Consider the following 14,678-nt stretch of genomic DNA (forward strand, 5'->3'; position numbering starts at 1 on the left):
AATGTGAAAAAAGCAATTCAAAACCCAAAATGGTTTGAGGTTGATTGACACCAAAAAAGAATATATTTGCACCTAGACCAACAAGCAATGATGCGGTTGTTTCATGGAGTCCTGACCGAGCGTCAATCAAAATTATATCATAACGATTAATTTGTGAGTAATAGTCCATTAATTTTTGGACATTTGTCATAAGTAATGATTGATTCATCACATCAGATTCACTTAGGTAAGCTCGGGATATTTTACCCAACACATTTTCAGGATGTTGTAAAGATACACTTCCAAGTGCAGGAATAACGTCAACGCGCCCTTTACCATCAGATACCCACGATGATCCTACGAGATCTATCATGAATTTATCATCAACGTTATCTAAACTACTCTCCACAAAATAATCTAGTAAACCAAACTTTGGCATTACATCAGGTTTTATTAGCATTGACCCTAGACCTGGAGCTTCCAGATCCATATCAATGGTAAGTACTCTCTTGCCCTCACGAGAAAAATGTGCGGCAATAATGCAAATAGCTGTAGTACGGCCCACTCCACCTTTTATACTTGAGAACACGATCTTTGCCGGTTTAGAATTAATATTATTAACAGATGACAACCAATCTGAACCAACAATTCGGCGTTCAATTAAATTGATATTGAATGACAATCCAGAATATGAGACTTTTATCTTCCTCCATTTTTCTTTTTGCGTCAAACTATCATCAAATAAATCATCAGGTGTTGCGATGATGTAATCACGATCTAAATATGGTGATAATTTACTTGATGATTCCTTAATGAACCTCTTTATTTTATTGAATTGCAATACTTCATTTTGGTAAACAAAGGTTAATTTTCCTTGTGCATCACGAAGAAAAACATTTCTCTCCAATACATCTTTTCCAAAAACATCATTAACTATACTAACAAAGCATGCCAATGCATCATCGTAATATATTTCATTCATTTTTTACTCCTTATTTCAGCCGCAGCAAAAATTCTCTTCGTTTGTGAAATCCACTTACTAACTTCTTCCGACTGCATTGTCCCATTTGCATAATAACGATAATTAATATCCCATCCTTTTAAAACATCTTCCTTCGAAGAAAGAACGGAAAACAAAGACTTAGACTCTCTTCCTGTTAATCTTTTTTTTGCTGCCGCCAATATATATGGAAAATGCATTTTTGGATTATCATTATTATTTAATTCAATTTTATATTTAATTGCACACTCTGCTGCAAAACCGATCAGATGGCCAGCATTATCCACAGAGTTACTTTCTAAAAGTTTTTCAGAATCATTTAAATGTCTAATTGCTGCTTCTCGATAGTTTTCCATTTGCACCTACAATTTTATCGAATCTAAATGAATGAAGAGTTTTTCACCCTGTACGCATTTTTGTCAAAAGGAAAAAACAGTTTTTGTGAATTACCCATAATACACCATGCTTATAGAAGAACAAGATTTCACGCTTTTTAGAGGCTTGTGATGTGTATTGGTTAGATCTTTAATGAAATTGAGTGCTGATAATCAACACTCAATTGCTCTTACTTCCCGGCTTCCGGATGGGTATCGAACGCCGCCATCACCGCCGCCAGCGCCGCTTCACTAAAGCCATGTTTAGGATCGTCCACGCCCAGCCCGAAGCGGGTCTGCAGCGCTTCATACAGCGCGGAGACATCGGCAAAATCGATCTTCTCCACCACGTGGTTATTCTCCCAGTGGGTAAAGTGGAAATTGGTGAGGGTCATTTTGCCGCCGTCCGGCAGATGACGGCACATCAGCAGATGGTGACGGAAGTGAGACTGTGGCCAGTGCGCCGACCAGAAGTTGCCCATCACATAATCAGACGCATACTGGCGGCCTAAATCGAAATGGTACATCGACTGCCAGTGTTCGTGATGGTTGAACTGCAGCGTCCACTCATCGCCCTCATGCACCAGACGATAGCTGCCATGCGGCGTTTGCTGGGGGATATCGGCCAGCAGTTTGATCGGCGCGGTCAGCGTCTGGCCGCCGAAGCCGACGTCGGCGATCCAGCGCTCGCCCGCCACTTCCACCAGCAATAAACGGTGAGTACGCGGCGGCATCTGCGGCGGATTGGCCAGCACCACGCGGCCCAGCAGGCTGCGGACGTTAAAGCCTATCTCGCGCAGCGCGCGCTCCAGCAGACCATTCTGTTCAAAACAATACCCCCCGCGGCGGGCGGCGATCAGCTTCTCTTCCAGAGCCCGATCGTCAAGGTGGATCTCACGCGGCAGCAGGACGTCGAGGTTTTCAAAGGGGATGGCGCTGTTATGCTGCAGATGCAATTCCCGCAGGGTATCAATGGATACATCAGGCTCACCCGTCCAGCCCAGACGGGAAAAATAGGCGCGTAAAAAGGGACTCATCAAGGCCTCCAGCTGTAGGTGTCCGACATTTATAGCCTATTTTTCCGCGCCGACCGTCTTTTTTGTGCGCTTGTCGTTAACCGCGCGTGCTGCGCTGCATCAGCGCCAGCGCCGTCAGCATCAGGACCAGACCGGTCAACAGCGTCAGGCTGGCCATCGCCATGCCCTGACCGACGGAGCCCTGTTCGAACTGGCGCCAGATAAACACCGCCACGGTTTGCGTACCGGCCGGAGAGAGCAGCAGCGAGGTCACCAGCTCCCGGGAGGCCACCGCGAACACCATCAACATCGCCGCCAGCAGCGCCGGAAAGACCAGCGGCAGAACAATCAACCGCAGCGCCTGCAGTGGCGACGCCCCGTGCACCCGGGCGGCGGGCTCAAGATTGGGGCCCAGCTGGCGCAGCGCGCTGCCGACATAGCGCACCGGCCAGGGCAACAGCAGGCAGCAATAGGAGAGCAGCAACATCCACAGCGTGTTATAGGGCGAGCGCGGCCAGAAAGGCTGATTCCACAGCAGGATCAAACCGACTCCCACCACCACGCCCGGCAGCGCCGCCGGCATCAGCGACAGCGCGTCCACCATCCCGCGCCCTTTAATCTTCTGCACCATCACCAGCCAGGCGGCCAGCAGGCCCAGCACGCCGACGATCAGCACCGAGCCCAGGGCCAGCGACAGGCTGGTGCCGAGGGCCGACAGGGCATCCCCCTGCTGGTCAAACAGCGCCGCGAAGTGACGTAGCGTGACATTCTCAACACTCACGCCCCCTGAGAGCGTGCCCATCACGCTGGTGAGCATCATCGAGGCGGCGGGGACGCCGACCGCCAGGCCGCCGACGGCCGCCATCACCAGCACGGCGGGCAGCGTCATCCAGCCCAGCGATGCCCCGTGGTTCTCCCCCGGCTTACCGGTGATGCTGGTGACCTCTTTCTCCCCCACCAGCCGCCTTTGCAGCCACCAGGCGAACAACGCCACCGCCATCAGCAGCAGCGACAATAGCGCGGCGCCAGGGAGATCCACCGGCCAGTCGGCCAGCTTTTTCTCAATACCGACCGTCAGCATCACCACTCCCGCCCGGCTGCCCAGCGCCGCCGGTACGCCAAACTCCTCGATGGCGAGGGTAAACGCCAGCAGCATCCCCGCCGCCAGCGCCGGAGAGAGCATCGGTAGCGTCACGTGCCAGAAGGCGCGCCAGGCGCTGGCGCCATGGACGCGGGCGACCACCGCCAGCCGGGTCCCGCTCGCCAGCAGGCTGCGGGAGACGGCAAAGTAGACCACCGGAAATATATTAAAGGTCATCACCAGCACGATCCCGCTGCGGCTGAACAGCAGATCGTTCAGCTGCCAGCCGGTCAGCTGCTGCAGATAGCCCTGGCTTTGCAGGGCCAGCATCCAGGAGAGCGCCGAGATATAGGGCGGCGTCAGAAAGGGGATCAAAAACAGGAGATCCCACAGCCGGGGCAGCGGCAGCGAAAACATACCGCGCAGGATGCCGAGCGGCAGGCCAATCATTACGCTGACCAGCGCCACGCCGGCGGCGATCCACAGCGTACCGCCGAGCATCGCCGGCAGCTGAGGATCGGCCAGCAGCGCCGGGATGCCGCCAAAGGCGTCCCCGAGCGAACCGGCGCTAAAATGGGGAAAAATCGCCTGCAGCACAATAAACACTAACGGTAACGCGACCAGCATCACCAGGGCGGCAAGGGTCGCGCCGGAAAGGAATGTTTGTTTCACAACCGGTTCCTGAAGCTGAGGGTCCTCCGGCGGCCAGCGCCGGAGAAACGGGATCAATTACTGCGCGTACAGCTGACTGAAGCGGGCGAGCACGGTGCCCCGCTCGCTGCTGCCCTCGCTGGTGGTGGGCAGCACCTTCAGCGCGTCCAGTAGCGGACGTTTAGCCGCCACGTCGCGGCGGGCGGGCATCAGCCAGGCGTCGGCGACCTTCGCCTGACCTTCCGGCGACAGCACGTAATCGATAAAGGCTTTAGCCTCGCCGGGATGCTGGCTGGTTTTGAGGATCATCATCGGGCGCGGGGCAATCACCGTTCCGCTGGCCGGGAAGATCACCTTCAGCGACTCGCCCTGCTGAATATTGCCGTAGGAGACATAATCCACCGCGCCAAACACCGCCGCTTTCGCCCCCTGCATCACCGGCGTCACCGCCTGGGCGTTGGGTCCGCTGACTACCATGCCGTTCTTTTTCAGATCGTCAAACAGTTGCCAGGCCTGGTCGCCCATGCTGTTTTGCAGCCCGATCAGCAAATCCAGCGACGCGCCGGAGAGCGCCGGGTCGGGGGTTGTCACCTTGTCTTTAAACGCCGGCTGGGTGAGATCCCGCCACTCTTTCGGTTCCGGGGTGCCGCTTTTACTGTTCCAGACAATACCCAGGGCGGAGACGCCCTGGGCGATATAGTCCGCCGATTTCAGGTTCGCCGGTACCTGGTCGGCGTTGGCGCTCGCAAAAGGCAACAACCAGCCCCGCTGGTGCAGATCTTCGGCGGTATCCCACGAGGCGGAGATCAGCACATCCGCCTGCGGGTTGGCCTGCTCGGCCTCCAGTCGGGCCATCACTTTGCCGGTGGTGGCCTGAAAAACGGTCACCTTCACCCCGGTCTGTTGTTCAAAACCGCTGGCCAGGCTTTTCGCCAGCGAGCCGGGTCCGGCGGTGTAAACGGTCAGCGCATGGGCGCTGGAGAGCATCATGGCGGAGAGAGCCATCGCGAGTACCACTCCTTTCTTAACGGTCATAACGGTGTTCATGCAACTTCCCCTGAGGTTGGCGTAACGGCGCGGACAGCGGCCACGCGGCCCGCGGATAAATAGACAATCTGGTCGGCTAACAGCTCGGCTTCACGTCGGTCATGGGTGACATACAGGGCGGTGATGCCGAGCTGTCGCAGCAGGCGGCTCATTTCGCCACACAGCGATTCGCGTAGTTCGCTGTCCAGGTTGGAGAGCGGTTCATCAAACAGCAGCACCCGCGGCGCGGCGACGATCGCCCGCGCCAGCGCCACCCGCTGCTGCTGACCGCCGGAGAGGCCTGAAGGCTTACGTTCGGCAAAGCCGTTGAGGCCTACCCGCGCCAGTGCCTCGCTGACCCGGCGCTCGCGTTCGCTGCGGGAGACGCCGCGCATGCGCAGCGGAAAGGCGACGTTCTGCGCCACGCTCATATGCGGCCAGAGGGCGTAATCCTGAAAAACCATGCCGATATCGCGCTGCTCCGGGGGCAATCCCCATCCTGCGCGGGCGACCAGCCTGTCGCCAAAGCGGATTTCGCCGCTGGCCGGCACGCTCAGCCCGGCCAGCAGACGCAGCAGTGTGCTTTTGCCGCAGCCGGAAGGGCCCAGTAACGCCACGATGCGGCCGGGTTCGATATGCAACGTGAAGCGGTCAAGAATAGGGGTCTCTGCGAAGGCGAAAGAGACCTCCTGCAGGGTGATAGGGGTCAGCGTGCGCATCATCGCCCTCCCTTTCGGGACAGCGAGACCAGCCCGGCGGTCGACATCCGACGGGGCACGCTCACCTGGGATAGCATCAGGGGAGCCAACATATTGTGATCCTCTTTGGGACTTAGTGCTGGCGACTATAGTCAGACGAGATGACGTATTGATTACATTTTCATTGCGGCATAACGTGTTATCTGCCAACCGACCCATTATTCAAGGAACACCTATGAGCCGCTTTCGCCACGTTGAACTGCAGTATGCCAGCCGCCTGCTCAACCACGGCCCGACCATTTTGATCACCAGCTACGACGCCCCGTCCGACCGGCGCAACGTTATGGCCGCCGCCTGGTCAATGCCGGTGGAGTTCGCCCCGCCGCGGGTGGCTATCGTGGTGGATAAAAGCACCTGGACGCGGGAGATCATCGAGCGCAACGGCACCTTCGGCATTGTGGTTCCCGGCGTCGCCGCCGCCAGCTGGACCTACGCCGTCGGCAGCGTCAGCGGCCGCGATGAGGACAAATTCAATGCCTGGGGGATTCCGGTGGTGACCGGTCCGGAGCTGGGGCTGCCGCTGATCGAAGAGAAGTGTCTGGCGTGGATGGAGTGCCGCCTGCTGCCGGCGACGGCGGCCCAGACCCAGTACGACACCCTGTTCGGGGAGGTGGTGTCTGCCGCCGCCGATGAGCGCGCGTTCGTCACCGGACGCTGGCAGTTCGACGACGATAAGCTTAATACCCTGCATCATCTTGGCACCGGCAATTTTGTCGCCAGCGGCCGTCATGTGCGGGCAAACTCCCTCGACGAATAAGCGTCACTTGCCGCGGGCGGCAGGTTTTCCCCCTGCCCGGCCTGCGGCCCCCTTTTTAACCCAGCGGGCGGCGGCGATCGGCGCTGGGCGTGAGGCCAAACACTTTTATACAGGGTGGTAAAGTGATTACTGTTGGCAAAGCCGCACAGATAAGCCACTTCGGTAATAGTCATCTCCGTTTCGCGTAATTTGACCCGCGCGGAGACCAGCCGCAGACGTTTCAGATAATTATCCGGCGTCAGGCCGGTAGCCTCTTTAATATGGCGAAACGCCGTGCGGGTGGTGAGATGAAATTGCTCCGCCAGCTGCTGCCAGTTATGATCTTCAAAACAGTGTTCCTGCAGCCAGGTCAGTAATTTATGCAGCTTATAGCGGGTGCTGCTGTATTCCGCTTCCGACTCGGCAGTAAGAATGGTGGTCACCAGCTGAAAAAAGAGAGACTCCCGTAGCGGGGTATTATCCGCCGCCCTCAGCGCCGGGGAAAATATCTTTTCCACCAGTTCCCGACAATAGCTGCGGGTCTCCGGGGCCAGCCAGCCATAGCAGGCGGCGCGCTGCGCCGATAATTGCCGCAGCAATCCCTCCATTTGCTGTAAATAGTGAAAGCTCACCCCCGGGTTAATTAACACATTAATCAGCTTGAGCGTCCCCAGCTCATCATAATAATGGACATCGCCAGGCTGGACGTAAAAAACATCGCCCTGCTGAATATACAGCGGGCGGCCATTAATAACGTGTAGTCCATGCCCCTCCTCGACGATCACCAGTTCGGCAAACTCATGGCCATGCTCCTGGCTATTATCCTCCGGATCGCTGGCGTACATGCCGAGCTTATCCTGGGGATGGGTGAAATAATACTCAACGGTCAGTGTCATCATTACAGCAAATCCTGAACAACCTTATGGCGCAGGGGCACGATAATCTATTCCGGCCCTCGCCACGCGCCCGATGTGCGGATTTGTGATCGCCAGCGCCCCCACCTCATTATTCCTGCCATTTTCACTGACGGTTTGGCATTGCCAGAGTGGTGCCGTCGCCGGACGACGGCCTATGCTGCGCCTAACCTAATTGAGAGGACGCAGTATGTCACAGGCAATTCAATACAACTCCAGCGTGGCGATGATCCGCCATCCGCGCTTTTTACAGCGTGCGGCCGACCTGACGCCCGCGCTACATCACCAGCGCCAGATGCCGCAGGCCATCGTCGAGGCCGTCGCCGATCCGGCGGCGCTGAACGGCTGGCGGGGACACACCGTCTGCACGCCGGAGCAGTTTTATCAGCAGCCGCTTCGCGTCGGCGACAGCTTCATTATTGATTTTGGCAGCCATTTTGTTGGCTACCTGCAGTTCAGCTGCCGCAGCGTCGGCAGCCCGCCGGATGCCCCGGCCCATCTGCACTTCACCTTCGGCGAGACGCTGAGCGAAGTCTATGAGCCGTTCAGTGAGTACCAGGGATGGCTGAGCAGCAGCTGGTTGCAGCAGCAGGATCTGTGGCTCGATGTCCTGCCCGCCCGGGTCGCTCTCCCGCGTCGCTACTGCCTGCGCTACCTGAAGGTGGAGGTCAAAGCGCTGTCGCGCAAGTTTCGTCTGCAGTTCGATGAGATCGCCCTGGACACCGTGACCTCTGCCGGCAGTCCGCAGCTGGCGGAAATCGCCGATCCGCAGCTGAAAGCCATTGATGACGTTGCCGTTCGCACCCTGAAAAACTGCATGCAGGAGGTGTTTGAGGATGGGCCGAAACGCGACCGGCGGCTGTGGCTGGGCGACCTGCGCCTGCAGGCACAGGTGAACGACGTCACCTTCGGCCACCACGATCTGGTCCGCCGCTGCCTGTACCTGTTTGCCGGCCATACCCGGGAAGATGGCATGGTTTCCGCCAATGTCTTTGTTCAGCCGGAGGTGCGCGCCGATGACACCTTTCTGTTTGATTATTCATTGTTTTTTGTCGACGTGCTCTATAACCACCTGCAAAGCACTGGCGACACGGACACCGCCCGTGAACTGTGGCCCACGGCGCGACGGCAAATCGAGCTGGCGCTGACCCGCTGCGATCCCCAGGGTCTGGTGCGCGACAGCGATGACTGGTGGGTATTTATCGACTGGCAGGCAGAGCTGAATAAACAGGCGTCGGCGCAGGGGGTGCTTATCTACTGCCTGCAGCGTGCCCTCTGGCTGGCGCAGCGTTTTGAACCGCAGCGGGTAGCCGACTACACCGCTACGCTCGCGCAGCTGAAAGAGGCCGCCCTCCGCCACCTGTGGGATAGCGAGCGGCAGGTGTTTATCAGCGGCGCCGCGCGCCAGGTCTCGTGGGCGTCGCAGATCTGGCTGGTGCTGGCGGAGGTTGGCACCGCCGGGCAGCGTCAGGCGCTGATGCGCCGCCTGCAGCAACAGCCGCCGGCCATTGCCATGAACACCCCGTACCTGCGCCATCATCACATTGTCGCCCTGCTGCAGTGCGATCTGCGCGAGGAGGCGGTGGCAGAGATCAAAGCCTACTGGGGAGCGATGGTTGACTACGGCGCCGACACCTTTTGGGAAATTTTCGACCCACAGCATCCTGACTTTTCCCCGTATGGCAGTAAGCTCATTAACAGTTACTGCCATGCGTGGAGCTGTACCCCGGCCTGGTTTATTCGCCAGTACGGACTTTAACAACAACGATAAGCGAGTGATTTATGGCAGAAACAACGTTTACCCTGTGGCGGCAGCGCCTTGGCTATGGCATTGCCGATCTCTCCTGCAACCTTGTGTGGCAGATGATCTCTCTGTATCTGATGTTCTTTTACACCGACGTGATGGGCCTCCCGGCCTATTACGTCGGCCTGATGTTCCTGGTTACCCGGCTGGTGGACGGCGTGGCCGACGTGCTGATGGGGCTGGTAATCGACAATACCGCCACCCGCTGGGGGCGCTGCCGTCCCTGGCTGCTGATCGGCGCCCTGCCTTTTGGCCTGCTGTGTATTCTGGCCTTTTATGTGCCGGATTTCGGCACCACCGGCAAACTGCTGTACGCCTTTGTCACCTATCTGTGTCTGTCCTTCCTCTACACCCTGGTGAACATTCCGTTCTGCGCCATGCTGCCGTTTTTAACCAGTGATTCCGCAGAACGCACAACGCTGTCGGCGGTGCGCATTTTGCTGGGCTCCCTTGGCGCCACCATTGTCGCCGTGGCTACGCTGCCGCTGGTCGGTGCGCTGGGCAAGGGCAACCAGCAGCAGGGATTCCTCTATACCGCGGTGATTTTTGGCGTACTGGCGACCTTTTTCCTGCTGGTGAGCTTTCGCAACGTTGAAGAAAAGATCACGCTCAGCGGAGAGCGCATGACCCTGAAACGCGCCTGGGTGAGTCTGCGCGCTAATCGTCCGTGGTGGGTCTTCGCCAGCAATATCTTTCTGATGTGGGGCGCCTTTTTCTTTCAGACCGGGGCACTGGTGTACTTCTTCCATTATTACGTCGGGAATACCGAGCTGACGGCGGTTATCGCCGGGATCTCCACCTTCGTTCCCCTGCTCGGCACCCTCACCGTCCCGCTGCTGGCCCGGCGTATGAAAAAACGTCATGTCTATCTGGTGGCCAGCGCGGTCAATCTGCTGGGGATGGGGATTATGATGCTGTCTGGCGCTCACGCCCTGGGACTGATCGTCGGAGCGGTGATCCTCTCCCTTGGCGCCGGTCAGCGCACGGCTATCTATTTCTCGATGCAGGCCGACCCGGTGGATTACGGCGTGTGGAAAACCGGGATTAATACCGCGGGTATCCTGACCTCGATAAACGGTTTTCTCGGCAAGGTGGCGATGGCCGGCGCCGGCGCCATCACCGGCGTGCTGCTCTCCTCCGGCGGCTATATCGCCAACCAGATGCAGAGCGACAGCGCCCTGCTGGCCATCAAGGCCTGCTATTTGTACATTCCGGCGCTGTTGATCCTCGCCTCGATGCTGTGGATGGGCCGCTTCTACCGTCTCGACGATCAGTATGAGCAGATCCGTGCCGACCTTGATGCCGGACGCGGCGCCACGCCAGCCCCGGCCCCGACCACCGGAGAATCCCCCGCCATGTAAGGCGCCCCGCTGATTTAACCTCTGGATAAATTAAGGACTTTTATGCGTATCTCTGTGATTAGCGCAGCGGTTTGCTGCGCCCTTTTTCCGCTCATCAGCGTCAGCGCCGCCGGGTTGAGCGTGGAACAACGGCTGGCGCAGCTGGAAGCGCGCCTCAATCTCGCTGAACAGCAGGCCAGCGAGGCCAGCCGCCGCGCGCAGCGGGCAGAACAGCAAACCGCCGCCGCCGAACAGCGCGCCGCGGCGGCGGAGCAGCAGGTGCAGGCGCTCAGCCAGCAGACCACGGCCCGCGAACAAAAACAGCAGGCCACCAATCAGCAGCTGAGCGAACAGCTGGCGAAGCGCGCCCCGGACGACGGCTTTACCTTTAACGCCTATGCCCGTTCCGGCATGCTGGTGAACAGCCATGGCAAAGGCGCCCGCGGCGGGCCAGGCGTCTCCCCGGCCAGCTCCCTCAATGGCGATGCCCACGTCGGCCGTCTCGGTAACGAAAAAGATAATTACGCTGAGCTGAGCTTTGGCAAAAAGCTCACCTTCAACGATGGCTCATGGGCGCGCTTTAAGACCATGCTCGCCGACGGGGCCACCAACCCGGATCCGTGGGTTCAGGATAACGACAGTCACCATTTGAACATTCGTCAGCTGTACGTCGAGATGGGCGACTTCGCCGAGTTCACCGGGCCGTTAAAACGCGCCTCGATCTGGGCCGGCAAGCGCTTCGATCGGGATAACTTCGATATCCACTTTACCGATAGCGACATTATGTTCCTCGGCGGTACCGGCGGCGGGATCAATGATGTCGACTGGGGAAGCGGCCTGCGCGGCGACTATTCGGTGTATGCACGTAACTTCGGCGACCTTGGCAGCGATAATTACGCGGATAATGACATCCAGAATCTGCTGTTCACCGCCAACCATTTTTACGGCAACTGGCAGCTGATGACCACGGTGATGACCGCCCAGGGCAACGATGACCTGAAAGATAATACCTCGACCACCGGAAGCTACGCGCTGCGCAGCGATAATACCGCCAAAAACGGCTACTACGCGATGCTGGCCCTGCACGACAAACAGCAGTTCTACGGCCTCGCGCCGGGGGTATCGGAAAGTGCGCTGCAATACGGCGTCGGGCTGGGCGCCGAAGCGCGTCAGCCGGGGAGCGATGGCGATCTGACCGAGAATGCCGCCTCCCTGCGCTTTGCGTCGTACGGTATCCTGCCGCTGGGGAAAAACTGGCAGCTGGCGCCGTCGGTGATAGCCCAACACAGCGAAGACCGCTATCGCGACGGCGACCGCTACGACTGGGCGACGTTTAACCTGCGGGTATCGCAAGGGATCTCCGCCCACTTCGCCCTGCTGTATGAGGCCTCGTGGCAGTATATGGATCTCAATCCGAACGGGCGCAGCTATCGCTATAATGACAACGTTTATCAGTATCAGGCGGTGCGCGGCGATTTCTACAAGCTGACCTTCGCCCCCACTTTTAAAGTGGGCGATGTGTTTGATATCAAAGCGCGGCCGGAAATCCGCTTCTTTGCCACCTGGATGAACTGGGATAAAGCCCTGGATCGCTACGCGATAAATGACGATTTCGGCAGCAAAGGCTTTACCGCCGGCGGGACATGGAACTTCGGCGTGCAGACGGAGATTTGGTTCTGACCGAGCGTCACTGGCGGGCATCATGCCCGCCAGTGGCAATTACATGCTATAACCTGGCTGCTTAATCAACTGCGCCATCTGCGGGGCGATCTCACTGTCCCACACCGCCTGCCACGCCTCCGGCTCAACCTGAGTGAGCGCGACGCTGACGGCGCTCTCTTTGCTGTTCAGATGGCGGATCAGCACCTCAGTGATGTCGGCGGCCAGCGCGGTTTTCTGTTCGTCAGTCAGTTCACGGGGAAAACATTTAATATCTACATGCGGCATAGCAAAGACTCCTTGTGGTCAGAGCCATAACGCTACCACAGAAAGGCCGTTCTGGCTGGCATCGCGTGCGTTAAATCAGCTTGTTACGGCGAAGCGCCGCGGCCAGCTCCGGTCGCTGACAGACCGCCCGGGCGATGGCGGCGAATTTTGGCGCGTGGGCGTCAAACCAAGCCTGTCGCGGCCCCCAGCTGTACATCGCCGCGATATAGCAATCCAGCAACGTTACCGACGCGCCCAGCGCCCACGGCCCGGCGGCCAGCTGCTGTTCAAACCAGAGATAGAGATTTTTCAGGTACTGGCGACAATTCTCCACCAGTTGCTCCGCGGCGGCGGGCGCCCAGCGTTCCGGGTAATCGGCATAAGTAAAGGTAGGATAGACGTTGGCCACCAGCCAGACCAGCAGACGCTGGAACTGCTGACGCTGCGGCGTCCCTGGCGCGGGGGCTAGATCGGGACGCTGGTCGAGGATCATCAGCGCGATGGCGGCGGTTTCAGTCATGATGCTCCCGTCGGCCAGCTGCAGGGTGGGCACCTGGCACAGCGGGTTAATCTGCCGCAGACGCTCGCGCGCCGGGCCGGGCTGGTCAAAGCCCTCGACGTCAACCACCTCGTAGGGAATATCGGCCAGGGAGAGCATCAGCTCGCTAATCGTCGAGCCCCATCCCGGCACGCCATAAACGGTTATCATGGGCTGCCTCCAGGGTAAAGCCTAAGTGTAGGCAGAAAATTGCCGCTCACCCACCCGGCATATTGCGCCCTGAAAAAGCAGGGCTACGCCGATTCCCGCGCCACCAGCTGAAAGCCGATATCTATAATCAACCCGCTTTCTTCTCCCCCTTCGATACGGTCGGCCAGCAACGTAGCGGCCCGTTCGCCGATGGCATGACGGTCGACGCTGACGGTAGTGATGGCCGGACGATTGCTGGCGGCGAAATCCAGATCGCCAAATCCGATCACCGCCAGATCCTGCGGTACGCGTAGCCCCCGGCTTTCGGCTTCCATAATCGCCCCCTGGGCGAGGGTATCTGAGCTGCAGATGATCACATCAAACTCGCCGGCGGCCAGCAGCTCAGCCAGACCGCTTCGTCCCAGCGCCAGCGACGCCGGGAGCGGCACTTCAACCTGAGGCGCATCGTCCAGCCCTTTTTTAGCCAGTCGGGCGCAGAGCCCCTGCTTACGCAACATCGCGCGCGCATCGCCCGCCCACAGCAGACCCGGACGCCGATAGCCTTTCTCCAGCACGTACTCGCCAATGGTTTCGCCCACTTTTTCATGGGAAAAACCGACCAGCATATCCAGCGGCGTCGGGGTGAGATCCCAGATTTCCACCACCGGCGTGGCGGCGTTAAGAATCGTTTTCTTTAACAGCGGCGCATGCTGGATGCCGGTTAACACCACGCCATCGGGGCGCCGCGACAGTAAGGTGGAGACCAGCTCGGCTTCGGTCTGCCGGTCATAGCCCGCCACGCACAGCAGCATATGGTAGCCGCGCGCCGCCAGAGTATCGCTTAGCGCCTGGATGGTATCGACAAACATATTGTTATTGATCTGCGGCACCACGACCGCCACCAGCTTGCTGCGCCTGGAGGCGAGCCCCCCGGCCAGCGCATTGGGGATATAGCCCGTCGCCTGCACCGCCTGCATCACTTTCTCTACCGTTTTTGGCCTGACCAGCTGGGGCGTATTCAGCGCCCGACTGACCGTCATCGGCGACAACCCGGCGCTGCGAGCCACATCCTCCAGCGTCGGCGCCCGCGTCGGTTTTTTGCTTTTCACGGCTAAGCCCCTGTGTTAAGTCGTTTCCTGTGGGCATTATTGATGATGCCCCACGCAATTGCCAGCGCCCGCCGCGTCTCCCCTAACAGAATCAATGACCTGCACTCCAAAATGTTATCGCTATCATTTTAACTTATCACATTTCACAAACTGTTTGGATTGTGACCTGCACAGCAAAGTTTTCGCCTTTATAACGGCCAATTGTGATCGTTTGTACAAATTAAAACCACTAGCGTAGCGTCAAAAGCATTTCACTATTACAAATGATAGCGCAAT

Annotated in this window: 13 protein-coding genes and 1 pseudogene; 4 read left to right on the top strand and 10 right to left on the bottom strand. The window is 58.2% G+C overall.

Annotated elements, in window-relative coordinates; translation table 11 throughout:
• The 6 genes from ACKLKD_RS13380 to ACKLKD_RS13405 all read right to left on the bottom strand — a co-directional run.
• Positions 1-961, bottom strand: a 961-nt coding sequence (locus tag ACKLKD_RS13380) for a tyrosine-protein kinase family protein (RefSeq protein ID WP_420061976.1), incomplete at its 3' end; no start/stop codon positions are given.
• Positions 958-1,335 carry a HEPN domain-containing protein gene (locus tag ACKLKD_RS13385; RefSeq protein ID WP_087804966.1) on the bottom strand — a complete coding sequence of 126 codons (378 nt, stop codon included), beginning with the start codon at positions 1,333-1,335 and terminating at the stop codon, positions 958-960. The genes ACKLKD_RS13385 and ACKLKD_RS13380, both read right to left, overlap by 4 nt.
• A 209-nt stretch (positions 1,336-1,544) precedes the next feature.
• Entirely contained in the window at positions 1,545-2,390 is an 846-nt protein-coding gene (gene nhoA / locus ACKLKD_RS13390; RefSeq protein ID WP_008804723.1) for an N-hydroxyarylamine O-acetyltransferase, read from the bottom strand.
• A gap of 76 nt (positions 2,391-2,466) precedes the next feature.
• Complete coding sequence (locus ACKLKD_RS13395; RefSeq protein ID WP_080896807.1) at positions 2,467-4,122, bottom strand: ABC transporter permease; 1,656 nt, start codon at positions 4,120-4,122, stop codon at positions 2,467-2,469.
• 57 nt (positions 4,123-4,179) lie between these two features.
• Complete coding sequence (locus tag ACKLKD_RS13400; protein WP_065890457.1) at positions 4,180-5,148, bottom strand: ABC transporter substrate-binding protein; 969 nt, start codon at positions 5,146-5,148, stop codon at positions 4,180-4,182.
• Positions 5,145-5,849: an ABC transporter ATP-binding protein gene (locus ACKLKD_RS13405; RefSeq protein ID WP_004189827.1), complete on the bottom strand. Its 705-nt coding sequence runs from the start codon at positions 5,847-5,849 to the stop codon at positions 5,145-5,147. Before ACKLKD_RS13405 ends, ACKLKD_RS13400 begins: the two co-directional genes overlap by 4 nt.
• Positions 5,850-6,060: 211 nt before the next feature.
• Here ACKLKD_RS13405 and ACKLKD_RS13410 point away from each other — a divergent pair, with 211 nt between their 5' ends.
• Positions 6,061-6,642 (top strand): flavin reductase family protein, encoded by a 582-nt coding sequence (locus ACKLKD_RS13410; RefSeq protein WP_004151228.1) that lies wholly within the window; start codon positions 6,061-6,063, stop codon positions 6,640-6,642.
• A 55-nt stretch (positions 6,643-6,697) separates the two neighbouring features.
• Here the strand turns inward: ACKLKD_RS13410 and ACKLKD_RS13415 are convergent.
• Positions 6,698-7,520, bottom strand: a pseudogene (locus tag ACKLKD_RS13415) (helix-turn-helix domain-containing protein).
• 205 nt (positions 7,521-7,725) lie between these two features.
• Here ACKLKD_RS13415 and ACKLKD_RS13420 point away from each other — a divergent pair.
• Genes ACKLKD_RS13420 through ACKLKD_RS13430 form a run of 3 tightly spaced genes read left to right on the top strand, consistent with a single transcriptional unit; the run spans position 7,726 to position 12,359 of the window.
• Positions 7,726-9,294: a family 78 glycoside hydrolase catalytic domain gene (locus ACKLKD_RS13420; protein ID WP_080896806.1), complete on the top strand. Its 1,569-nt coding sequence runs from the start codon at positions 7,726-7,728 to the stop codon at positions 9,292-9,294.
• A gap of 23 nt (positions 9,295-9,317) precedes the next feature.
• A complete protein-coding gene (locus ACKLKD_RS13425) occupies positions 9,318-10,700 on the top strand; it encodes an MFS transporter (RefSeq protein ID WP_025712686.1) in 1,383 nt (460 codons plus the stop codon).
• 42 nt (positions 10,701-10,742) lie between these two features.
• Positions 10,743-12,359 (top strand): carbohydrate porin, encoded by a 1,617-nt coding sequence (locus ACKLKD_RS13430; protein WP_025712685.1) that lies wholly within the window; start codon positions 10,743-10,745, stop codon positions 12,357-12,359.
• Between the two features lie 39 nt (positions 12,360-12,398).
• Here the strand turns inward: ACKLKD_RS13430 and pptA are convergent, their stop codons facing one another.
• The 3 genes from pptA to ACKLKD_RS13445 form a co-directional block, all read right to left on the bottom strand.
• The gene (gene pptA, locus ACKLKD_RS13435) at positions 12,399-12,626 is read right to left on the bottom strand and encodes a tautomerase PptA (RefSeq protein ID WP_025712684.1); all 228 of its coding nucleotides are present in this window, start codon (positions 12,624-12,626) and stop codon (positions 12,399-12,401) included.
• Positions 12,627-12,696: 70 nt separating this feature from the next.
• Positions 12,697-13,314 (bottom strand): glutathione S-transferase family protein, encoded by a 618-nt coding sequence (locus ACKLKD_RS13440; protein WP_087804964.1) that lies wholly within the window; start codon positions 13,312-13,314, stop codon positions 12,697-12,699.
• An 83-nt stretch (positions 13,315-13,397) separates the two neighbouring features.
• Positions 13,398-14,402, bottom strand: a complete 1,005-nt coding sequence (locus ACKLKD_RS13445) for a LacI family DNA-binding transcriptional regulator (RefSeq protein WP_042929427.1) — start codon at positions 14,400-14,402, stop codon at positions 13,398-13,400.
• Positions 14,403-14,678: the final 276 nt, after the last annotated feature.

The organism is Klebsiella sp. 10982 (assembly GCF_048589245.1).
GTDB lineage: Bacteria > Pseudomonadota > Gammaproteobacteria > Enterobacterales > Enterobacteriaceae > Klebsiella > Klebsiella quasivariicola.

Coding starts and splice junctions, on each gene's coding strand:
- ACKLKD_RS13385 (WP_087804966.1), bottom strand. CDS start 1,335: ATGGAAAACTATCGAGAAGCAGCAATTAGACATTTAAATGATTCTGAA.
- nhoA (WP_008804723.1), bottom strand. CDS start 2,390: ATGAGTCCCTTTTTACGCGCCTATTTTTCCCGTCTGGGCTGGACGGGT.
- ACKLKD_RS13400 (WP_065890457.1), bottom strand. CDS start 5,148: ATGAACACCGTTATGACCGTTAAGAAAGGAGTGGTACTCGCGATGGCT.
- ACKLKD_RS13405 (WP_004189827.1), bottom strand. CDS start 5,849: ATGATGCGCACGCTGACCCCTATCACCCTGCAGGAGGTCTCTTTCGCC.
- ACKLKD_RS13410 (WP_004151228.1), top strand. CDS start 6,061: ATGAGCCGCTTTCGCCACGTTGAACTGCAGTATGCCAGCCGCCTGCTC.
- ACKLKD_RS13420 (WP_080896806.1), top strand. CDS start 7,726: ATGTCACAGGCAATTCAATACAACTCCAGCGTGGCGATGATCCGCCAT.
- ACKLKD_RS13425 (WP_025712686.1), top strand. CDS start 9,318: ATGGCAGAAACAACGTTTACCCTGTGGCGGCAGCGCCTTGGCTATGGC.
- ACKLKD_RS13430 (WP_025712685.1), top strand. CDS start 10,743: ATGCGTATCTCTGTGATTAGCGCAGCGGTTTGCTGCGCCCTTTTTCCG.
- pptA (WP_025712684.1), bottom strand. CDS start 12,626: ATGCCGCATGTAGATATTAAATGTTTTCCCCGTGAACTGACTGACGAA.
- ACKLKD_RS13440 (WP_087804964.1), bottom strand. CDS start 13,314: ATGATAACCGTTTATGGCGTGCCGGGATGGGGCTCGACGATTAGCGAG.